The 19,854-nt window shown below is 46.4% G+C and carries 24 protein-coding genes and 1 pseudogene; 16 read left to right on the top strand and 9 right to left on the bottom strand.

Annotated elements, in window-relative coordinates; all coding sequences use genetic code 11:
* The first annotated feature begins 327 nt into the window (after positions 1 to 327).
* From C8R30_RS13165 to C8R30_RS13155, 4 genes are read left to right on the top strand one after another with little or no spacing between them, the layout of a single operon-like run.
* Positions 328 to 603 carry a type II toxin-antitoxin system RelE/ParE family toxin gene (locus tag C8R30_RS13165; protein ID WP_258192052.1) on the top strand — a complete coding sequence of 92 codons (276 nt, stop codon included), beginning with the start codon at positions 328 to 330 and terminating at the stop codon, positions 601 to 603.
* The gene (locus tag C8R30_RS16715; RefSeq protein ID WP_420812411.1) at positions 515 to 718 is read left to right on the top strand and encodes a type II toxin-antitoxin system RelE/ParE family toxin; all 204 of its coding nucleotides are present in this window, start codon (positions 515 to 517) and stop codon (positions 716 to 718) included. The genes C8R30_RS13165 and C8R30_RS16715 overlap by 89 nt, the downstream gene beginning before the upstream one ends.
* Positions 705 to 1,019, top strand: coding sequence for a helix-turn-helix domain-containing protein (locus C8R30_RS13160; protein ID WP_090541825.1), 315 nt, complete (start codon positions 705 to 707; stop codon positions 1,017 to 1,019). Before C8R30_RS16715 ends, C8R30_RS13160 begins: the two co-directional genes overlap by 14 nt.
* Before the next feature lie 57 nt (positions 1,020 to 1,076).
* The gene (locus tag C8R30_RS13155) at positions 1,077 to 1,490 is read left to right on the top strand and encodes a hypothetical protein (RefSeq protein ID WP_258192051.1); all 414 of its coding nucleotides are present in this window, start codon (positions 1,077 to 1,079) and stop codon (positions 1,488 to 1,490) included.
* A gap of 147 nt (positions 1,491 to 1,637) precedes the next feature.
* Here C8R30_RS13155 and C8R30_RS13150 read toward each other — a convergent pair whose 3' ends face one another.
* The gene (locus C8R30_RS13150; protein WP_107790325.1) at positions 1,638 to 1,949 is read right to left on the bottom strand and encodes an HU family DNA-binding protein; all 312 of its coding nucleotides are present in this window, start codon (positions 1,947 to 1,949) and stop codon (positions 1,638 to 1,640) included.
* Between the two features lie 591 nt (positions 1,950 to 2,540).
* On the opposite strand from C8R30_RS13150, the gene C8R30_RS13140 reads away from it, so the two are divergent.
* The 3 genes from C8R30_RS13140 to C8R30_RS13130 all read left to right on the top strand — a co-directional run bounded on the left by C8R30_RS13140 (position 2,541) and on the right by C8R30_RS13130 (position 4,405).
* Positions 2,541 to 3,712 (top strand): IS3 family transposase gene (locus C8R30_RS13140; RefSeq protein ID WP_420812410.1). Its coding sequence is split into 2 segments (ribosomal slippage): positions 2,541 to 2,790 and positions 2,790 to 3,712, totalling 1,173 coding nucleotides; the frame shifts between segments, so codons are not numbered across the junction.
* A 32-nt stretch (positions 3,713 to 3,744) separates the two neighbouring features.
* On the top strand, positions 3,745 to 4,002 hold the full coding sequence (locus C8R30_RS13135; RefSeq protein WP_258192053.1) for a transposase: 258 nt from the start codon (positions 3,745 to 3,747) through the stop codon (positions 4,000 to 4,002).
* A gap of 82 nt (positions 4,003 to 4,084) precedes the next feature.
* Complete coding sequence (locus C8R30_RS13130) at positions 4,085 to 4,405, top strand: hypothetical protein (protein WP_107790323.1); 321 nt, start codon at positions 4,085 to 4,087, stop codon at positions 4,403 to 4,405.
* Between the two features lie 113 nt (positions 4,406 to 4,518).
* Here C8R30_RS13130 and C8R30_RS13125 read toward each other — a convergent pair whose 3' ends face one another.
* The 7 genes and pseudogenes from C8R30_RS13125 to C8R30_RS13105 all read right to left on the bottom strand — a co-directional run bounded on the left by C8R30_RS13125 (position 4,519) and on the right by C8R30_RS13105 (position 8,730).
* A complete protein-coding gene (locus tag C8R30_RS13125; RefSeq protein WP_107790322.1) occupies positions 4,519 to 5,151 on the bottom strand; it encodes a hypothetical protein in 633 nt (210 codons plus the stop codon).
* A gap of 49 nt (positions 5,152 to 5,200) precedes the next feature.
* Complete coding sequence (yut, locus tag C8R30_RS13120; RefSeq protein ID WP_107790321.1) at positions 5,201 to 6,160, bottom strand: urea transporter; 960 nt, start codon at positions 6,158 to 6,160, stop codon at positions 5,201 to 5,203.
* Positions 6,161 to 6,175: 15 nt separating this feature from the next.
* Positions 6,176 to 6,553, bottom strand: a complete 378-nt coding sequence (locus C8R30_RS16485; RefSeq protein WP_258192050.1) for a hypothetical protein — start codon at positions 6,551 to 6,553, stop codon at positions 6,176 to 6,178.
* Between the two features lie 30 nt (positions 6,554 to 6,583).
* A complete protein-coding gene (locus C8R30_RS16480; protein WP_258192049.1) occupies positions 6,584 to 6,814 on the bottom strand; it encodes a TetR/AcrR family transcriptional regulator in 231 nt (76 codons plus the stop codon).
* A 62-nt stretch (positions 6,815 to 6,876) separates the two neighbouring features.
* Positions 6,877 to 7,878 (bottom strand): flavin-containing monooxygenase, encoded by a 1,002-nt coding sequence (locus tag C8R30_RS13110; protein ID WP_258192048.1) that lies wholly within the window; start codon positions 7,876 to 7,878, stop codon positions 6,877 to 6,879.
* Between the two features lie 92 nt (positions 7,879 to 7,970).
* Positions 7,971 to 8,081 (bottom strand): annotated as a pseudogene (locus C8R30_RS16475) (FAD-dependent oxidoreductase); the annotation flags it as partial.
* Positions 8,082 to 8,166: 85 nt separating this feature from the next.
* Positions 8,167 to 8,730, bottom strand: a complete 564-nt coding sequence (locus C8R30_RS13105; protein WP_107790320.1) for an OsmC family protein — start codon at positions 8,728 to 8,730, stop codon at positions 8,167 to 8,169.
* Positions 8,731 to 9,312: 582 nt separating this feature from the next.
* Between C8R30_RS13105 and C8R30_RS13100 the strand changes: the two genes are divergently transcribed.
* The 3 genes from C8R30_RS13100 (at position 9,313) to C8R30_RS13090 (ending at position 13,410) form a co-directional block, all read left to right on the top strand.
* Positions 9,313 to 10,044, top strand: a complete 732-nt coding sequence (locus tag C8R30_RS13100; RefSeq protein WP_207896489.1) for an IS5 family transposase — start codon at positions 9,313 to 9,315, stop codon at positions 10,042 to 10,044.
* A 24-nt stretch (positions 10,045 to 10,068) separates the two neighbouring features.
* Positions 10,069 to 12,138, top strand: coding sequence for an SbcC/MukB-like Walker B domain-containing protein (locus tag C8R30_RS13095; protein WP_258192047.1), 2,070 nt, complete (start codon positions 10,069 to 10,071; stop codon positions 12,136 to 12,138).
* A gap of 381 nt (positions 12,139 to 12,519) precedes the next feature.
* Entirely contained in the window at positions 12,520 to 13,410 is an 891-nt protein-coding gene (locus C8R30_RS13090) for an IS1595 family transposase (RefSeq protein WP_107790319.1), read from the top strand.
* A 264-nt stretch (positions 13,411 to 13,674) separates the two neighbouring features.
* Here C8R30_RS13090 and C8R30_RS13080 read toward each other — a convergent pair whose 3' ends face one another.
* Positions 13,675 to 14,640, bottom strand: coding sequence for a tyrosine-type recombinase/integrase (locus tag C8R30_RS13080; protein WP_107790318.1), 966 nt, complete (start codon positions 14,638 to 14,640; stop codon positions 13,675 to 13,677).
* 125 nt (positions 14,641 to 14,765) lie between these two features.
* Between C8R30_RS13080 and C8R30_RS13075 the strand changes: the two genes are divergently transcribed.
* The 6 genes from C8R30_RS13075 to C8R30_RS13050 all read left to right on the top strand — a co-directional run bounded on the left by C8R30_RS13075 (position 14,766) and on the right by C8R30_RS13050 (position 19,787).
* Positions 14,766 to 15,011 (top strand): type II toxin-antitoxin system prevent-host-death family antitoxin, encoded by a 246-nt coding sequence (locus C8R30_RS13075; protein ID WP_107790317.1) that lies wholly within the window; start codon positions 14,766 to 14,768, stop codon positions 15,009 to 15,011.
* Positions 15,008 to 15,430, top strand: a complete 423-nt coding sequence (locus tag C8R30_RS13070; protein ID WP_107790316.1) for a type II toxin-antitoxin system VapC family toxin — start codon at positions 15,008 to 15,010, stop codon at positions 15,428 to 15,430. Before C8R30_RS13075 ends, C8R30_RS13070 begins: the two co-directional genes overlap by 4 nt.
* A 4-nt stretch (positions 15,431 to 15,434) precedes the next feature.
* Positions 15,435 to 16,385 carry a tyrosine-type recombinase/integrase gene (locus tag C8R30_RS13065; protein WP_107790315.1) on the top strand — a complete coding sequence of 317 codons (951 nt, stop codon included), beginning with the start codon at positions 15,435 to 15,437 and terminating at the stop codon, positions 16,383 to 16,385.
* Positions 16,386 to 16,487: 102 nt separating this feature from the next.
* On the top strand, positions 16,488 to 16,814 hold the full coding sequence (locus C8R30_RS13060; RefSeq protein ID WP_107790314.1) for a type II toxin-antitoxin system RelE/ParE family toxin: 327 nt from the start codon (positions 16,488 to 16,490) through the stop codon (positions 16,812 to 16,814).
* On the top strand, positions 16,811 to 17,095 hold the full coding sequence (locus tag C8R30_RS13055; protein WP_107790313.1) for a helix-turn-helix domain-containing protein: 285 nt from the start codon (positions 16,811 to 16,813) through the stop codon (positions 17,093 to 17,095). The genes C8R30_RS13060 and C8R30_RS13055 overlap by 4 nt, the downstream gene beginning before the upstream one ends.
* Positions 17,096 to 17,621: 526 nt before the next feature.
* Positions 17,622 to 19,787, top strand: coding sequence for an ATP-binding protein (locus C8R30_RS13050; RefSeq protein WP_107790327.1), 2,166 nt, complete (start codon positions 17,622 to 17,624; stop codon positions 19,785 to 19,787).
* The last annotated feature ends 67 nt before the right edge of the window (positions 19,788 to 19,854 follow it).

The raw sequence follows: 19,854 nt of genomic DNA, 5'->3' as shown, positions 1-19,854 counted from the left end.
CGGCAAGAACAAGACCTTATTCAATAACATATAATCGTTATAAATCAGTATCTTGCTTAAGGTGCAATGGCGGAGAAGGCGGGATTCGAACCCGCAGTTTAAATAAATAAAATAATATTTATCAATCAGTTAAAATTGTAATGTTGCCTAAGAATAAGCATAAGTTGGCATGTTTTGGCATGGTTTGGGCAACATTTAGGGCAACATCTTTTTGTGATTAACAGAGGATTTTCGGTTTATCTGTTCCAATTAAAAACGACAATGTTATAGGTTTCAGCTTGTCAGATATATCACCAAGTGCTATATTTTATTTAGGGTAGGTACAGAATGATCGTTTACAAGACACGATGGTTTGATCGTTGGGCAAACAAACAAGGATTAACCTCGCTCAGTCTTTGCGCCGCTGTGCATGAGATTACTGAGGGACTGCATGACGCCGACCTCGGCAATGGATTGCTAAAAAAACGAATTGCGCGATTAGGGCAAGGAAAGAGAAGCGGCTTTCGCACATTGGTTGCCACCAACAAAGGAAACCGTTGGATATCGTTGGATATTCTTATTTGGTTTCCCAAAGAACGAGCGAAGCAACATCGACAAAGATGAAGAGGTAGCGCTAAAGCTGCTGGCTGCTCACCTGCTGTCACTAACCGCGCAGGCGCTCGATCAAGCACAACATGCGGGAGAATTAATGGAGGTTAATTGCGATGCGCAAGACTAAATCAACCATTCTTGAGGCTGTACATGACACGGCCAAGGGTTTACATAAGGCTGGCGTGTTGGATCAGGTTACGCTACGTGAATTCGATCGATTGTGCTTGCCGCCTATTGAACCGTTGGGACCGGAGCAGATAAAACAAATTCGTGAAGCCACACGAGTCAGTCAGGCGGTGTTTGCTGCCATACTAAATACAAGTGTTTCGACAGTACAAAAATGGGAGATCGGACAGAAACGGCCAACAGGTACCGCTCTTAAGTTGCTACATCTTGTGCAAAAGCGCGGTCTGGAAGCTGTCGTCTAAATGGGTTAATTTCCTTTTCTTGCAGCAATCTATGTACTTAGGCAGCAGAGGTTCCCTATGTGCGGTGGTATTGAATACCAGGATCAGAAGATTTGTTTCGCGCAACCGGATGTACGCTTGCCTGTGCGGCTACGAGAGGGGCGTGTTACCTGGATAACGTGGGGCAGACGCAAAGATGAAGCCATCGGTAAATTTCCGAATGGCGGCTGGGCGCGACTGAATTCCATCAAAAGTGGTAAATGGAAGCCTTGGCACCCGAGACCAGTTCTAATTGCCGCTGACCAGTTCATGGAAAAAGACCATGACAATCAATCCCATTGGATAGAACTGGATAAGCGGATGATGATTCAAGGATTATTGGCAGAAAGAGACAAAGAAATTCGGGTTTATGTGGTGACTATCGATGCACCACTTGAATATGTCTGGATACATGATCGCTGGCCAAGATTGGTTCGATTGATGGATCACTAGCCGTTCAAGTTTTATTTGATCTGGTCGATGAATTAATTGTAGCCATTAACAAACCTACAGTATGACTTTTTCATATCACCTTCGCCAGGGAATCGTTCTCCCTTGATGATTCCCTGGATTCTTTTAATCAAAACTTACCTGATCGTATTATTCTTTTTTTGCAGTCTGTTTAGTCCCTGCTGATTTAGCTGTTGCAGCATCAGATAGAGCTTTACCTGGCTTGAATTTAACGACCTTTTTGGCAGGGATTGTGATGGTTTCACCGGTCGCTGGATTGCGGCCTTCACGACCTGCACGTTCTGCCACTGAAAAAGTACCAAACCCCACTAACTGAACATCGTTGCCGCTTGCCATGGTTTCTTGAATAACTTCAAGCAATCCGTTCAGCATGGCAGTTGTTTCAGTTTTGGTGGTTTTGGAGCGAGTAGCAACAGCTTCAATCAGTTCAGTCTTGTTCATGGGGGCGCTCTATAAGTGGTTTAAGGAGTGGTTGACAATCTAACAGGATATAGCTAAATATCAATAACTTTCAATCATTTTAAGTATTTATAGAAAGGAATTTTAAATAGCAGAGCAAAATGCATCTCTTCTTTCCATTCCGATACTGTTTAGGGTAAGAAGCACTCATTTCAGGCGGGAGTTTGGTCGCCATACGTTAACGAAGGATATAACATCATACTACGAAAGCCGATATGCTTTAGTTTAAGACAGAGTTCCATAAGGGGAATGAAACCGCTTTACTTTACAAGGCACCCCATTTACGCTGAATATACTTACCGCCATTGCCTGCCAAGAAACAAGCTATATATGGGGCAATCTGCGCCAAAAAACGCTTCCGACGGCCACAATACTGGAATTTTGAAACGCACTAGGGCCGGACTTGCGGCATCAAAAGCTAGAGGCAAGAAGCAGGGAGTGCGGCCACCGGCTCTATCCGATAAAAACATTCCAGCCGCTAAAGCTATGCTTACTGATCAGAACATTACGTGATGTGGTCTAATAGACCCGGACACTCCAGTTAAGAGAAAATAATCTTAATTGGAGGAAGAAATGGAAACGAGGAAACAATATACAAAGGAATTCAAACTGGATGCAATCAGTCTGGTTCTGGATCAGGGATTTACGATAGCAGAAGCGGCCAGAAGCCTGGAGATCAGGGCTAACATGCTTGGGCGATGGATCAAGGAGAACGAGGCGGATAATAATGGCCAGGCATTCCGGGGTAATGGGAAACTGACGCCGGATCAGGAAGAAATTCGGCGACTTAAGATAGAAAACAAACAATTAAAGCTTGAGCGATAAATATTAAAGGAGGCGGCGGTCTTTTTCGCGAAAGAAACGAAGTGAAGTATTCGTTCATCACCCAAAAGAAAAAGACCTGCCCGGTCGGCCTGATGTGCCGGCTATTGGGTGTGAGTCGCAGTGCTTACTATGACTATGAACAACGCCGCCGCAACTGCCCGGATGATCTGCACCACAGGCAACTGCTTGATGCTGTGCAGAATATTGCAAAATCATGCGATTACACCTATGGCAGTCGCAGGATGAAACGAGCGCTAAATGCCTTGGGCTATCGGGTTAGTCGCTGGAAGGCAAGAAGACTAATGCAGGAAGCCGGGATACAAGTGAGACACCGGAAGAAATACAAGGTGACGACGGACAGCAATCACCCGTTGCCAGTGTTTGAGAACCAATTGAATCGGCAATTTACGGTTGCCAGACCGGATCAAGTCTATGTTTGCGACATTACCTACATTTGGACTCAGGAAGGCTGGCTGTATCTGGCGGTTGTCATCGATTTGTTCTCCAGAAAGGTGGTGGGTTGGAGCATGAGCTTACGGATGAAAGCAACACTGGTTTGTGATGCATTGCGAATGGCTATCTGGTTGCGTCGGCCACCGTCTGGCCTGATCGTGCATTCAGATCGTGGGTCGCAGTATGCCAGCAAAGCATACCGCAACCTACTGAAAGCATATGGTTTTATTGGCAGCATGAGTCGCCTGGGAAATTGTTGGGATAATGCAGTTGCGGAAAGCTTCTTTGGTAGCCTCAAGCAGGAACGCTGCCAATGGCGGCATTACCAAACCCGCTATGAAGCACAGCAGGACATTTTGCAGTATATCGCCGTGTTTTATAACAACCAAAGACTGCATTCATACCTGGATTACAAAAGCCCAAACCAATATGAAGCAGAAGCAGCAAAAACGATGAAAGTTGCTTAACTGAGGTGTCCGGTTTTACTTGACCAGGTCACATCGAGGAAAATGTGCGCGAGGATCAGTTGAAGATAATCAAATACAATCACCTGATTGCCAATCTGATGATTTTCCACAACTGCCATACAATGACGCAGGCATTCAAGGAACTGGAAGCGGAAGGGATGAAGTTGACGCCAGAATTGGCCGCTGCGTTTAGTCCATATCGGACGCATCATGCCAATCGTTTCGGCACCTATGAGCTTCGGGAACGTGATTTGGAGCCAATTGATTATGGCGTGACGTTCCAGATGTAACGAAATCAGGGATGTTACTCATTTACGAAGGAATCCTTACGGTCCCCCATATTAAGAAAACCTTTTGTGAAGGAGAAGACTAATGACTATTGATGAGAATCTGGTACAGGCAGTCTGGGAAAAAGGACGAGGGATGCTGGAGCAAGATACATCCGAGTGGCGCAAGGACCAATGTGGCGCGTGGATAAACCGGCAACAATATAATAATGTGAAGTCAGAATATGGTTGGAAGATCGTAAATGTTAAGCCAGGCAGTCCAGATTCCCTGGAAAACCTGCAGCCATTTCACTGGAATAATGATTTCGATATTGCAAACGATAAGCCACACTGCAGGGTCACGGCGGACCGAACTGGATTGTTGCCCACTCAAGACATCGATATGCCGCACAATACCAGCGCTTGATCTACCAGTATATGGCTGGTTTTATTGATACGGAAGCTTGCAGGGTGCTAAATCGAAAAAAGAAATAATTTCTTCTACACACCCTGCTAACATAAGTTGGCAGCAAAAGGAGATTAATCAATTATTCGTCTAAAATTATAAAAAGAGACAGCTGCTGCGCAAAGCAGAAGTAAAGGCCAGAACTGAACGATGCCTTCGTACCATCGCGAACCTACGGTGATCGGAATTACTAATCTAAAATCCAGCTGATTCTCATCTACGCCAGAAAGATGAAGCACGTATTCTCCCGGTTCATCAACGTGAATCTCAAGAGAAATACTGCCTGAATGATAATTTTTTGCGGGAATTGAAAAAAGCGCTTTCCCCAATTTGCCATCAGCCTCCCTGAACAGGCTGAGTGCCACCGATCGCTCACGTACGGAAACAGGATACAGTAAGTCAATGGTGATACTGAGTATGCCTGGGCTGGGTACTTTTCCACATAAAATGGGAACAGACATTGCACTTAAGGCATCCTGCGGTATTTCATAGTCTTTAGGAATAAAATAGGCAGAATAACCAATTAACAATGTATCAGACTCAATTGTGCAAGTACCACCACGAAACCCTTTTGGGTATGTTTCCGACATGTCGCCTTGAGAACTTACGTGGAACTGCATTCCAATCAGAATAATGACCATTAGCGTACTGATAGCAATCATAAGACGCCGGGTATGTATCGATAAATTTTGCCAGATTGCAGTCATAAACTCCTCCTTGGAAATGTTTGCTGGGATCGAAAAGGGGATAATTTGCTTAACTCATTGCTGCCGAAAACCAGTATCTGGATTTACTCGCAATAAACAGGACTACCCATAAGGTAAGAATAAAGGGAGATGCCAGAACAGGCAGGCCCATGGGTGTCAGTAGACTAGATAATACTGCCTGGCACAGCACGGCCAGAATACCGGCCAGGATCGCCAGCAAGGCGCTTTTGGCACTGGGCTCGAGAAAAACCCAGCCGATTGCAATCATGACCAGGGCCGGATTGAATCCATAGAGTCCCGCCTCGATAGCACTTGCATGGACGCCGAGTATTGCGGGTACGACAACCCCGATGAAAGCGCCGCCAATCACCATCAGCGCGCCGCGCAGGGAGGCGATGGCAATTCCGGTAAGAAGCATGCCGCCGGCAAGCGTATTGTCGGTAAAGATAACCTGGCCTATGCCTCTTGCCAGTGCAGTGAACCATGTTTCCAGAGGGAGGGTACCTATATCCATGACGGCTAACTGCATGCTTGCTGCGGGTAACGCTGGGCCAAGTGCGTAGCTGTCGAAGGCGTAGATCGTTACCAGAAATACCCAGCTGACCAGGACAAATGGTGAAGTTGCGGCTGGCATGTTAAAGAGCTGGAGCATTCTGGTCAGAACTGCCCACATGAGGCTCGACAGCATGGATGCCAATACAATATAGAGCCAGAGCTGGGGCGTATGTTCAAGAAATATTGAGAGGCAGGCGCCTGACAGCACACCGTTGAAGCCATATAATCCTGCTTCGATATCGGCTTTGCAGAATCTGCAGGCATGAGCAGTCACAGTGCTGCTGATCAAGCCAACGGTTGCAGCCAGCCCTGTGATCGTTCCGCCTGCGTAGAATGCCGCCAGTACGATCAATCCTGTGACGGCGTTGTTACAGAAAACGACCTGTCCGGCACCCCTCAGCAAAATGCGTAGAGGTGTGGGTATCCTCTTGTCCAAATTTAATGACCAGTTCAAGGTGGTGTTCCTCTTTTAAATTGAGTGCATCTTTGTTGCCTGATTGTTGGTGCAAGGGGCGCTGCGCAGGATGTCCTCTGCAGTCAGTCGTCCGATATGGGCGACTTCGCCATTGCCGGTCACCATCGCGGTTACGATGGTGCCATCGATCAGGAGGCTCAATTTCTTCGTGACCAATTCGGGATCCTGTATACCACTTTGCGCAACCATTGCTTGCAGCCTGGCATTGATTTTTTCGCCGTGCCGGTTGGCAATTTCCTGTATCCAACTGTTACCCTTATCGTGCTCGGCGACCGCATTGATGAACACGCAGCCGTAAAAATCCTCGCTTTTGAACCAGTTCTGCATCAGATCAAACAAGGCCAGGATACGCTCAACGGGAGAGCAATGCATTTGCGGCAAATCCCGATCGAACCAGCGAAATCAGATACTTGCTTCAGCCTCGAATACTGCCTTGAGCAAGTTTTCTTTCGAGCCGAAATGCAGATACAGCGTGCGGCGGGATACGCCTGATTCTTCGATAATTCTGGCGATGCCCGTGGCATGTATGCCTTCCTTGCAAAACAGGCGGCAGGCCGTCTGCAGCAATTTTCTTTTATTGGTTTCTTTCCGTGAATGATGTCTGGGTCGTGCCTGCGTTCCGGTGTCTAACATAGCAATGATCGATTGGGTACTTCGCCTTCAGAGCGGCAGCGAAGCTTGATTGAAAATTTCCATTATCGTCCCGCCGCCAATTGTTGTTTGATTTTTTTTGCGATTCTGCCAGCCTCGAGACGGATTTCCCGTAGCAGACCACTTAATGGGTTTACTTGCCCGATGAAGTAGAGGCGGGGGGCGTCCTTGAACTCCTGGTCGCCCGAAATAACCGATCTGTCATTCTCGTCGGTGATGCCTGGCACTTGAACCAGTTTGGAAATTCCGGTGCGAAAACCTGTGCCCGCGATGATGACATCGGGCTCCAGCGTCGTGAGTGAATGGGTGCTGCCGGGATCGGTTGTCAGCGTGCGCAGGACATGTACGGTTCGCCCGGTGATTTTCTGGATCGGACCAACGATTCTGATCCGGCCGGCCCGGACATCGTCCACGAAAGGACGATAGAGAATGGGTACGACATTGTTGATGGCGTATTGTTTGGAGAGTGGCAGGGTCGGATAGGGAAGACCATGCGCGCTCAGGTTGCCGATCATGCTGCGCTGCAGGAAGCTCAATATGCGATCCACGATAGTACCGGGCCAGTAGCGGGTCCATACGCCAATACCGATCAGTGGAATGCCATAAACGCTTTTAGGCAGGATATGCGGGGGCGTTCTGCCCGATACGGTGACATGACTGGCGTGTTCGGTCAGCCTGCTGGCAATTTCGGCGGCAGAATTGCCGGTGCCGATGACCAGCACATGCTTGCCGGAAAAATCTTGAGCGTTCTTGAATTTCGAGGAGTGAATGATCTCGCCGGGGAAAGTTTCCATGCCTTCCCATTTGGGTATGACTGGAATGCGGCACCCGCCAATGGCCATGACCACAGCGCGTGATTCAAAACGTTTGCCATCAATGCTGGTGATGATCCACAGGTCGCGGTCGGGATCGTAATTGACCTGTTTGATATCGATGTTTGTTTGTACTGTAAATCCTCCCCGCTCAGGGAAGGTCTCCAGCAGGCGCACCACTTCCTCGCGCGAAGGCCAGGAGCCGGCGGAGAGGGGAAATTTGCTGCCTGACAAGGCCGAGAAATAGCGAAGGCCGAGAAATAGCGGCCGGAATTCAGGCGTACGCCATCATAGTGATTGCGCCAGACATCCCCCACCGCAGCGGTGCGTTCCAGTACCAGCGGTTCCAGGCCCGCTCTGGCCAGCTCATAGGCGGCTGACAATCCTGCCGGGCCTGCGCCGACCACGGCTACATCGTGAATATCATTATTTTTCATAGTTCACCTTGTTTGGTATGCAGTTATTCATGCTCAAAAATGCACGCGACTGGCTGCCATAAATCCCGATGCGCGGATGAAGTACTCAGGAAGCATGCGTTGCGGTTGCTTCAGCGTGGTGAACAATCTCGACATCGATCGGCACCGGTCGCATGATCGTGTCCGGGATGGGCGCGGTTGGAAATACTTTTTCCATTAGCGCGATGACCTTTTCTTCCGGGGCATCGGTCTGGATATCGACAACGATTTTGATATTTTCGTAACCAGGCGTGCCTGCCTCCAGACCAAAGGCTGTCCGGAAATTGACTCGGCCCGAAACGTTCATGCGCAGGGATTCCACATGGATGCGGGCGGCTGATAAAGCGGCGATATAAGTATTGACCAGGCAAGCACCCACAGCTGCCAGCAGTAAATCTTCCGGTGTGGCGCCCATTTCTTCCCCGCCATAGCGTTTGGGTTCATCGGAAAGCACCACTTGGCCATCGGTGGTGTGCGTGGTGCTATGAAAGCCGCTGTCCCACTCAACTGTCGCCCGGTAGCCAGGGTTAGCGATATCGCCTTTGTCATCTGCTTTGATCGAATCGAGCGCTGCCCATATCCGTTTCAGGTCGAGTCCATTCACGATAATGTCGGTGGTTGAATTAATCATAGCTAAGTCTCCATGATGAGCGCAGGTGGTGGAAATGAATTCCCCTTATCTGCCTGATAAAAATATTTTACTGATTGTCATTCTAGCACACTTATCGCAAAAAGTATACCGATCGTTCTCTTTTTAAATCCTCTTCTAAAACAGATGGATAGCCTAGAAAATTAGAAACCTGAGGCGCGCGAGGTGTGTTGATGAGCTATGAAGAAAGGCAGCATGGTCGGTTGAGTTTTTCGGTGGTGTGATGATCAAAGAAGGCGCCAGTGCGAGACTGAACGAAACATCAGGTCGAGAATAAAGAAAAATAAAAGCGGTGATTGGGATTCTTGCAAACAATAACCTCAATCGTTACTCTTATTTTTCTTGATTCGCGACCTGACCCCGATATTGCGATACAAAAGCTCAAATCAATATGAAGCAGAGGCAGTAAAATGAGAAAAATTGCTTAATTGGTGTTCCTGGAATTTGTTGACTACGTCACCCACTACTCTTTAGAAGCTGTCTGGCAAAACGATTTCCATTAGAATCAAGGATTTTGATAACAAGCTAAGAGATGTCATACAAAACGGATATAAATAATGAGGAATGGAACTTGATAAAAAAGAGTTTGATCCTGTCAGCAAACGTGGCAATAGTCACAAACATAGCAAAAGAACCATTGTGAATGCCATTCTGTATGTTGTCAAAGGCGGTATCCAGTGGCGGCTGATGCCGAACGATTTTCCTCCCTGGCAGACTGTTTACGATCATTTTAGCCGGTGGAACAAGCGTGGTGTCTGGGAGGAATGCCTGGATAAGTTGACGCTCTTTTCTCGTCAAAAAGCTGGACGCTGTGCCGTACCCAGTTATGGCATCATTGATGCACAAAGCGTGAAAACTCAGTACGCCAGCGAAGAACGAGGAATTGATGGTGGCAAAAAAGTTAAAGGTCACAAGCGGCATATCGTGGTAGACATTCTCGGTAATTTACTCCACGTCAAAGTTCATGCTGCCAATGTGAGCGATACCAAAAGCGCTTGTACAGTGCTGGAAGGTGTCATCGATAAATACCCTTCACTCAAAGCATTCTCAGGGGATGCCGGTTATCGAGGTACAGCAGTTGATTTCGTAGTTAATGGGCTAGGCCTGGCTTTGCACATTTCAGAGAAAATCGAAGGTAAATGGGCTGTTTTACCGAAGCGGTGGGTGGTCGAGCGCACGTTTTCCTGGCTTGGTAACTTTCGCCGTTTATCCAAGGATTTCGAAATCTTGCCGGCTACTGCCGAAAACATGATTCGAATCGCCATGATGAAAATAACACTTGCAAAATGCGTCTAATATTTTACCAGACAGCTTCTTAAAGTGCAAGAAAAACGTTCCGAGGCCCAAAAAACTCTGGAACTTGTTGACAGTTATCTCAAGGAGCATGCACAGGATGAATGGCTGATCAGCGGTCTGGCCGGTGTTGAAGAACAATTGGATGGCCTGCTTTCCAAGCAAAAAGAAATCGTTCAAGAAGAGGCCAATCAAGAAAAAGCCGTGACGACTCTGGAACGGGTGACAAAATCACTTGATGACTGCCAGAAGCAATGCCGCACTCGGAAGCAGGAGCTGGACGACGCATCAATAAGGCTTCAGCAAGGTAAAGATGCATTAAGCCAGTTGCTGGGGGATCGGCTGTTGCGTGAATACCGCACCGAGAAAGAAACTCTGCTTCGTGAAATGGCCTTCCTGACGAAAATAGCGGAGCTTGAAGACCACCGGGCCAAATTGGAAGATGGCAAACCCTGTCCACTCTGTGGTGCGACAGAGCACCCATTCGCGGAAGGCAATGTTCCCGTTCCCGATGAAACCGAACAGAAGATTAAAGCACTCACCAAACTGATCAGCAAGGCTGAGGATCAGGAAGCCGCTATCAAGAAACTTGAAGAAGCTGAGGTCACGGCCCGTAAGAATCTGACGGAGGGTGAAAAGCAGGAGACAGCAGCGGCTAATGACAAGAAGGCTGCCGAGAAATCCTTTGCCGAGGTGAAGGAAGGTCTGGAAAAACTCCGTGCTGATTTTACCGCACGCAGGCAGGCCGTCTCTGCCAAACTCCTGCTGCTTGGCATCACGGAAATCCCCGAGATGCAAGTTTCATCACTGCTTGAGTCACTCAGAGCACGGCTGAATGCATGGCAGGCCCAGGTTAAGAAAAAAGCTGAAATCGAGAAACAGATTGCAGATCTCGACAGTGAGATGAAGCGTCTAGATGCGGTCATTGAAACCCAAAGTACCACCCTGGCCGAAAAGCGGGAACGCCTAGAGACCTTGAAAAAGGATCACACCATCGGGAGTGACGAGCGGAAAGCATTGTACGGTGATAAAAATCCCGACAATGAGGAGCTCCGCTTGAACAAGACCGTTTCTGATGCCGAAGATGCCGAAAAGAAAGCCAGAGATCGGCACAATGAACTGCACCAAAGATGGAACACCGCAAAGACCCATATTGAATCTTTGAAAAAGCGCATCGACCAGAGAGAACCAGAACTGAGAAAGTTGGAAATTGAATTTTCCACAGCGCTTGCGCCTGCGGGCTTTTCAGATGAGGTACAGTTTTTGGAGGCCAGACTGACCGCTGAGCAGAGGGATGAGCTGTCTACGAAAGCAAAGAAACTGGACGACAACCAAACAGATCTCAAGGCCAGACAAAAAGATAGAGAAACACGTTTGGCCACAGAAATTGCCAAAATGGTTACCAACAAATCTCTTGAGGAGATGGAACCGCAATTCAAAAAGTACGAAGATTCTCTGAAAGATCTGCGGAATATCATTGCCGGTCTCAAGCACAAGCTGAGTGAAAATACAGCAGCCAAAGAGCGGATAAAAGCAAAGCAAACGGCTATTGAGGCCCAGAAAAAAGAGTGCCATCGATGGGAAAATCTGCACGAATTGATCGGCTCCGCAGACGGAAAGAAATACCGCAATTTTGCCCAAGGGCTGACTTTCGAAATGATGATTGGCCATGCCAACCGGCAACTGCAGAAAATGACCGACCGCTACTTGCTGGTCCGTGATGATGCACAGCCGCTGGAACTCAACGTGGTTGACAATTACCAAGCGGGTGAGATTCGGTCCACGAAGAACCTTTCCGGTGGTGAGAGCTTTATCGTCAGCCTATCGCTGGCACTGGGGTTGTCCCACATGGCCAGCAAGAATGTCCGTGTGGATTCACTATTTCTGGATGAAGGCTTCGGCACGCTGGACGAGGAAGCCCTCGACACCGCTCTGGAAACCCTTGCGGGTCTGCAGCAGGACGGTAAGCTAATCGGTGTTATTTCGCACGTACCAGCCCTAAAGGAGCGGATTAGCACCCAGATCCAGGTAACGCCTCAAACTGGAGGCAGGAGCCAGATATCCGGTCCTGGATGTTGTCGTAACGGATCTGTCTAGCGGAGCTGAAATTTCAAGAAGATGATTAAGAATAAGGAGACATGAATGAACAAAAAAATCAGCGGCGCAGAGTATCCTCTTTCGAAAATATTCAGCTCCGACTTTGACAACACGTATCACATCTGAAACTAATTGATTTTATGGTGCTGTTGAGAGGAGTCGAACCTCTGACCTACTGATTACGAATCAGCGCATTACATTACTGTAGTACCCGATTACCAGGACATGTGAATCATTTCTGAAAAAAGATAAGCAATTCTAGCCTATATCTTTTTATCGCGTGGCACTGGTGTAGCACCATGCTTTATTTTATATGCCTCTGAACTGTTTTCAGTAATTTCTGCCAAATGCTTTTAGATCAACGATATAGGGAGTTGAATCATGAGAGAACTGGAAACTAATTTGCTGGATTGGCAGAAACGGTATGGAACGGAAGAAGCTTGTGCGCAGGCGCTGACGCAGCAACGCTGGCCGGAAGGGTTCCGTTGCCCGCGCTGCGGGCATGATCATGGTTATGTCATCAGCACACGCCACTCCTACGAGTGCTCCAAGTGTCATTACCAAACCTCGCTTACGGCGGGAACACTGTTTCACTCCACCAATCTGTCGCTGACTAAATGGTTCTGGGCGATTTACCTGTCTGCCTCGGACAAGGGTGGCATTTCTGCCGTACGTCTTTCTAAACAAATCCAGGTTTCCTGGGTTACGGCTTGCCGGATATTGCGCAAGATTCGCATTGCTATGGGACACAGGGATAGCATCTATCGGCTGCACGATCTGATTGAGATTGACGATGCCTTGGTGGGTGGTCGCCGCAGTGGAAAGCGAGGTCGTGGTGCCGAAGGTAAAACCCCAATACTGGTGGCAATTGAGAACCGAAGCAAGTGTGCCGGATTTATCGCCATGCAACAGGTCTCTGCTGTTACTCATGAAACAGTAGCAAAGTTTGTTCAATGTCATCTCCCGCCCAGTCAGTTGGTGCGTAGCGATGCGCTGGCTTCCCTGGCGGAAATTGGCAAAACCCAGCATCATGCCGCACGGGTGTCGCCGCCTGATATGGCGGGCGAATGGCTGCCCTGGGTGCATATTGCCATCGGCAACCTCAAGGCATTTCTGTTGGGCACTTATCACGGTGTATCGTCCAAATATCTGCAAGAGTATCTCAATGAGTTCTGCTACCGTTTCAACCGGCGTATGTGGGAGGCCGAGTTACCGCTACGCCTTCTCAATGCTTGCCTGACGCACACTCAGATCAAACTGAAAATAGTATAGAGGCATATTATTTTATTGGTGAGTATGGTAGGGCTTGAACCTACGACCAAGGAATTATGAGTTCTGCTTATTCGTATTTGACTTTATAAAAGATATTTTTCCACGGTTCTTTCATTTAGCAATTCGTAGAAGGCTATATGTTTCGTATTTTGGAAGTGCATCTGATGGTAAGGATTGGTCAATGGGATTTATCGAAACCCAGAATGAAAGAAATTCCTTTTTTATTATCGCCGCGTAGCCAGCAATAAGTTCCGAATCCGCCATTCAATAATTCACCTTGAACGTCGGGCTATCCTCTGGCCTAGTTTTGCGGTGATCGTAAATACGAGTAGTAGCAATATTGGCGTGTCCTAACCACTCCTGCACCTTGGCAATATCTGCCTGATGATCGAGCGCATTGGTCGCAGCCGTGGCACGGAGCGAATGTGCCCCGATCCTGAATCCCAGTCTTTCCGAGTAGGCCTGCACGATCTTATAGACGGCATCTGGGGTAATGGCTTTCTGTGCACCCTTATGTCGGTTATTGCTCAGCGATCGAAATAAAGGGCCATTATCATCTTCTCTATGGCCTGCCGCCTCTAGATAATCATGCAACCATCCGCCTACCTGAGGATGGATTGGTAAGTAGCGGGTCTTGCCACCCTTGCCGGATACTTTCATGTGCAGTACCCCACGTCGTTCCTGTTTGACGTCCTTCACCTTTAATTTGCACAGTTCATCGCGGCGCAGCGCATGGTAAAGCAATATGGCGAAGATGGCGCGATCCCGTTTTCCTTTAAGCGAGACACTATCAGGCGCATCGAGTAGCGCGCGCGCCTGATGATCGCCCAGTGCCGGAGATTTGCCCTCATAGCTTTCCACGCTAGGGCGCTTCACCCCCTTGACCGGATTGTGTGTGACCGCATTCTGTTCGCACAAGTTTTCAAACAATGAGGAAAGGGCTGCCAGGCTATGACGGATGGTGGCACCCGACAAATCACGATTTCTGAGCTCATCCCGGAACGCAATGATATGTGCGCGAGTAATTTGCCGAAATTCTTCTGGGTGAGAGATACCGGTAAATTGCATAAAATCCTGCAGCGCATTTTTATAAGCGCGCCGCGTGCAAAAATTTTCTAGATTGGCAAACCACTCGATCTCGGGGGGAACTTCTGCTAGCCGATAAAAATCGGCCACGTCTAAGAGTCGATGTGAGGAGTGCTCGATGGCAGGTAAATTATCTGGGTTCATGGAAAGTATCTTACTATTGATAAAATATGTTATCAATAGTTAAAAGTAAACTTTAAATTGTGTTTCTAATTTTTTAAAACTCGATTTATAATAAGTCTAGCTAATCTAGCTTATTAAGGAAAAATATGGATGAATGGCGTATTGCAGATGCAAAAAATAAATTCAGTGAATTGTTCAATAATGCACTGATTGGGAAAATCCAGATTGTTCACAGGCGGGATGGCGATGTGGTTATTATTTCCAGAAATGAATATGAGCGATTGGTTGGTCAGAAAAAGAGTTTTAAACAATATATTCTTTCTCCACCATACGCAATTGACCAGTTAGATGATATGCGTGATAAAAGCCCAATGCGGTCAGTTGATCTATGAGGGTGTTATTGGATACCTGCGTGTTATCCGAACTCTATAAACCAGAACCATTGGTTACAGTTTATGAAGCTGTTAATAATGTTTCAGATGAGCATCTGTACCTAAGCGTTATTACCCTGGGAGAAATCGGCAAAGGTATTGCGCTTTTGCCAGATGGTCAACGCAAACAGATATTATTGAAATGGTTCACAAATATTGAGTATGAATATTCTGAACGCCTATTACCAATAAATGCAGAAACAGCTGCGATATGGGGAAAAATAACAGCCAAGGCACAACAAGAGGGTTATGTTATCCATGCAAGTGATGGTCTCATTGCGGCAACCGCCTTGCAGCATGGCTTGCATCTTATGACTCGGAATGTGAAGGACTTTGAACCTACTCATGTCATGCTCATTAATCCGTGGATAAAAGGGTAATAATATGACAAATCTAATTACCACCAGCAATCGCGCACTCACTGCAAAAGAATTTCAGGGTCTCGCTGATGTTCCACCGGAAGTTGAATGGTTTGCCAATTTAGGTAACGTCGAGACTCGGCGCGCCTATGAAAATGCCTTAAAGGATTTTATGAATTTCACGGGCATTCAGAATCCGGAAGAATTCAGGATTGTAACTCGTGCTCATATTATTGCCTGGCGCGATGATTTGTTGAGTCGATCATTAAGTAGTATGAGTATTCGCCACCGTTTAGCTGCAATATCTTCTTTATTTGAATATCTGTGTGAGAAAAATACAGTTACGCATAATCCAGTCAAGGGTGTGAAGCGACCAGCGGTAGAAAGTTATGAAGGAAAAACTCCAGCCATCGGCGATCATCAGGCGCGCGAATTACTTAATGCACCGGATGGTAGCTCACTTAAGGGCAAGCGTGATCGTGCGATACTCGCCACCCTACTCTATCACGCACTGCGGCGTGATGAATTGTGCAGATTGAAGGTTAAGGATTTTAAGCAGGAGCGGCGTGGTGTGCCACACATGAAAATATCCGGCAAAGGGGGGAAAACACGATATTTACCATTGCATCCTGCCGCCAGTGGCTTAATCCATGATTATCTCGACGCAGCCGGGCATGGCCTGGAAGATACAGGTGCATTATTCCGTTCAGCCAGTAATAATCGTGATAAGGAATCACAAAAACCAATTACACCAGACGGTGTTTATAAGTTGGTACAGAAATACTCTGAACAGCTGGGATTCAAGATAGACGCACATTCATTACGCGCAACGGCGGCCACCAATGCACTCGATCATCAAGCAGATATTGCGAAAGTGCAAGAATGGTTGGGTCATGCCAATATTGCTACCACAAGAATTTATGATCATCGTAAAACCCGACCAGAGGATAGTCCAACGTTTAAGGTTGCTTATTGATTGCTCTATTACCCATTGATGAAGTAATCCTCCTGACTGACCAATAGGTAATCGCAATCAAAGAATCTTTTGCAGTCTATAACATATATGTTATATTAAATCATGGTATGGACTGTTGAAACATTAGATCAAACCGTTGATGAAGAGCTTGAAGCCTTGCCCACTGATATGAAGGCGAGGTTTGTTTGGATCAGTCAACTGATTGAGATACATGGTTTACAAAATGTGCGCGAGCCTTACATAAAACATGTTGAAGATGTTTTATGGGAGATCCGTATGAAAGGCAAAGATGGAATTTCTCGTGCACTGTATGCAACAGTCAAGCCCGAGCGAGTAGTCGTGGTGCGTGTTTTTGTAAAGAAAACGCAAAAAACGCCTCGCAGAGAAATCAAGCTAGCCCTAAAAAGAGCAAAGGAGATTGAGCAATGACTAAAGTAAATGAACTCCACAGGAAGTGGCTTAATGATCCAAGTTACAAAGCTGATTTTGAGGCAATCACTGAGGAATTTGAAATTGCTTCTGCAATTATTGAGGCCCGGAATCTGGCAGGATTGACACAATCTGAGTTAGCTAAGCGGTTGAAAGCTAAACAATCACTGGTTGCACGCCTTGAGAGTGGAGCAGACAACACAACGATAAAAACGCTACAACGTATTGCACAAGCCACTGGCACACACCTAAAGATCTCTTTTGAACAACCTGGCACCTAAATGGGATTCTTTAACCAAAAGTACAATTTGGCGCACGCTCCTTCTACAAGTCTTGAAATACGTAGCTTTCAGAAGTGATTGGTTACACATCGCGCGGCAATCAGCATCCAATCGACATGGAAGCCACATTGGCTGGTGAATCTAAAATAACCATTATACAAATAGTTAAATATCTCACTGGTTTGGGCTTAAAACCTCCTTTAGCGGTGATTTTTTGAGAGCTCACAGCTCAGTGGAATCAATCATTTTTCCATCTAAGGAATCATACTCTCCCTACAGGTTAAAATGGCTCCACTGCATGACGGAATCGTTTCGGACGGCTTCAATGAAGTTGGCCAGTAGTGCAGAAAAAAAGGAAGCGCTAACAACAAATTTGCCACTAAATACCGTGAAACTTTAAAGCCTTTTGTTGATTAGCACCCGAAGTTAAGGAAAATTTTCAGTTGGGGGATTATTTGCGGAATTTTGGAAGGCATTAAGTTGGAATGCATGGCCGATTACCGATGTACACATGGGAAGATACGGGATGGACAAGTTAAATATTAATCTAGAAAACTGTTACGGCATAAAAAAACTCAAGGCAGAATTTGATTTCTCTACTGGAAAGGTCTACGCGATCTATGCCCCAAACGGGGTAATGAAGTCTTCGTTGGCGCAAACTTTCAAAGACATAGCCGATGGTGCCGCATCCAAGGATCGAATATTCCCTGCACGAACTTGCATTAGGCAGATCACTGACGAAAATGCTGTTGAACTATCAAAAGAAAGCATCCTCGTAATTCGTCCATATGATGAAGTGTTTGGACACTCGGAAAAAACATCGACTCTTTTGGTTGATAGTGTACTGCGGAAAGAATATGAACAGATCCACATTGCAATTGACGTGTCGAAAAACCTGCTTTTGTCGGCGTTGAAAGAGCAGTCTGGATCAAAGAAGGATTTGGAAAAAGAGATTTCTTCAACATTTACCAATGGTGAAGATGAGTTCTTTATCGCACTGATTCGCATTAAGGACGAACTACTCGCCCAGAAGGATGCCCCGTTCGCCAACGTACCGTACGACAAAATCTTCGATGAAAAAATCCTGGCATTCCTTGGAACCAAGGACTTTAAGAGTGCGATTCGCGAATATATTCAAAAATATAACGAACTTCTCGCGGCATCGACGTACTTTAAGAAGGGCACGTTTAATTATTACAACGCTTCAACTATAGCAAAGAGTTTAGCTGACAATGGTTTTTTCGACGCAAAACACACGGTAAGTCTTAATGCGGAAACCAAGACTGAAATCAATAGCGTGAAGGAACTTGAGGAGTTGATAGCGAAAGAAAAGGACGGAATATCTAACGACAAGGATCTGAAAAAGAAGTTTGCCGAGATTGAGAAGCAAATGTACAAAAATATCAATCTTCGGGATTTTGGCACATACCTCCAACAAAATGACGAAATTCTCCCAAAGCTAGAAAATATCGATAAATTCAAGGAAGAGATTTGGAAATCATACCTCAAAGCACGGATCGACGCATATACGGATTTAGTCGAGAAATTCCAAGAAGCCGAAAAGAGGAAGAAAGAGATCGAGGCCGCAGCAGCGCAGCAGCGTACGCAATGGGAATTGGTAATTCATATCTTCAATGACCGGTTTTTCGTCCCTTTCAAATTAATCGCCAAGAATCGAACTGCCGTTATCTTAGGGCAGGAACCCCTATTGACGCTTGGGTTTATTTTTGAAGATGGCGTAGATACGGCTCAGGTCGAACGAGCCGCTCTTCTACAAGTATTAAGTACCGGGGAAAAAAAGGCACTATATGTGCTGAACATTATTTTTGAAATCGAGGCACGCAAGAAAGCACAGCAGCAAACAATTTTCGTGGTTGATGACATCGCTGATTCGTTCGATTACAAAAATAAATACGCCATCGTCGAGTACTTGAAAGAAATATCAGAAGAACCGTTTTTCCGTCAACTAATTCTTACCCATAATTTTGACTTCTTTCGCATCATAAATAGTAGGTTCGTCAGCTACTCTAATTGCCTGATGGCATTCAAGACGGCAAACGGCCTAACTCTTGAGCAAGCTGCAGGGATAAAGAACGTTTTCGTGAACGATTGGAAACCTAGTTTCTTCACTGACTCCAAGAAGAAGATTGCGTCTATTCCTTTCATTCGCAATATCATTGAATACACAAAAGGGGAGAAAGATCCGGATTTTGTAAAACTGACTTCTCTCCTTCATTGGAAGAGCGATTCGGCGGGTATCACCCTGAGTGATCTCGATACTATATATAATTCTGTATTCGGAGGTACGGGATCTTCCTTAGATCCAGGTAAACCGGTTGTTGACATCATTATAGAAGAGGCTAAGGAGTGTCTCAAAGCCGGTGAGGGCATCAACTTTGAAAATAAGATTGTGCTCTCAATTGCGATTAGAATTGCGGCGGAGCAATTCATGATCAGAAAGATCAATGATGCGAATTATGTTGCGAAAATCGATGCTAACCAAACATTCAAGCTGTATACGAGGTTTAAAAAGCTCTTCATCGGTGAAACGGAAGCCCTTGAAGTTATTCAGCGTGTGATCCTCATGACGCCAGAAAGTATCCACCTTAATTCATTTATGTATGAGCCGATCTTGGATATGTCAGATGAACATTTGAAACGCCTCCACCAAGCGGTTTTCGCACTTCCATGAGACTCGTCCGCCGATCAACTGTGTTGAGGTAAAAGGTTCACTAAGACGAACATAACTGACCAGACGT

Source organism: Nitrosomonas nitrosa (assembly GCF_003051105.1).
Classification (GTDB): Bacteria; Pseudomonadota; Gammaproteobacteria; order Burkholderiales; family Nitrosomonadaceae; genus Nitrosomonas; species Nitrosomonas nitrosa.
The sequence above is the reverse complement of the archived record's forward strand: the minus strand, read 5'-3'. Positions and strand labels throughout refer to the sequence as shown.

Coding starts and splice junctions, on each gene's coding strand:
- C8R30_RS13165 (WP_258192052.1), top strand. CDS start 328: ATGATCGTTTACAAGACACGATGGTTTGATCGTTGGGCAAACAAACAA.
- C8R30_RS13160 (WP_090541825.1), top strand. CDS start 705: ATGCGCAAGACTAAATCAACCATTCTTGAGGCTGTACATGACACGGCC.
- C8R30_RS13155 (WP_258192051.1), top strand. CDS start 1,077: ATGTGCGGTGGTATTGAATACCAGGATCAGAAGATTTGTTTCGCGCAA.
- C8R30_RS13150 (WP_107790325.1), bottom strand. CDS start 1,949: ATGAACAAGACTGAACTGATTGAAGCTGTTGCTACTCGCTCCAAAACC.
- C8R30_RS13130 (WP_107790323.1), top strand. CDS start 4,085: ATGACTATTGATGAGAATCTGGTACAGGCAGTCTGGGAAAAAGGACGA.
- C8R30_RS13125 (WP_107790322.1), bottom strand. CDS start 5,151: ATGACTGCAATCTGGCAAAATTTATCGATACATACCCGGCGTCTTATG.
- C8R30_RS16485 (WP_258192050.1), bottom strand. CDS start 6,553: ATGCATTGCTCTCCCGTTGAGCGTATCCTGGCCTTGTTTGATCTGATG.
- C8R30_RS16480 (WP_258192049.1), bottom strand. CDS start 6,814: ATGTTAGACACCGGAACGCAGGCACGACCCAGACATCATTCACGGAAA.
- C8R30_RS13105 (WP_107790320.1), bottom strand. CDS start 8,730: ATGATTAATTCAACCACCGACATTATCGTGAATGGACTCGACCTGAAA.
- C8R30_RS13100 (WP_207896489.1), top strand. CDS start 9,313: ATGGAACTTGATAAAAAAGAGTTTGATCCTGTCAGCAAACGTGGCAAT.
- C8R30_RS13090 (WP_107790319.1), top strand. CDS start 12,520: ATGAGAGAACTGGAAACTAATTTGCTGGATTGGCAGAAACGGTATGGA.
- C8R30_RS13080 (WP_107790318.1), bottom strand. CDS start 14,640: ATGAACCCAGATAATTTACCTGCCATCGAGCACTCCTCACATCGACTC.
- C8R30_RS13075 (WP_107790317.1), top strand. CDS start 14,766: ATGGATGAATGGCGTATTGCAGATGCAAAAAATAAATTCAGTGAATTG.
- C8R30_RS13070 (WP_107790316.1), top strand. CDS start 15,008: ATGAGGGTGTTATTGGATACCTGCGTGTTATCCGAACTCTATAAACCA.
- C8R30_RS13065 (WP_107790315.1), top strand. CDS start 15,435: ATGACAAATCTAATTACCACCAGCAATCGCGCACTCACTGCAAAAGAA.
- C8R30_RS13060 (WP_107790314.1), top strand. CDS start 16,488: ATGGTATGGACTGTTGAAACATTAGATCAAACCGTTGATGAAGAGCTT.
- C8R30_RS13055 (WP_107790313.1), top strand. CDS start 16,811: ATGACTAAAGTAAATGAACTCCACAGGAAGTGGCTTAATGATCCAAGT.
- C8R30_RS13050 (WP_107790327.1), top strand. CDS start 17,622: ATGGACAAGTTAAATATTAATCTAGAAAACTGTTACGGCATAAAAAAA.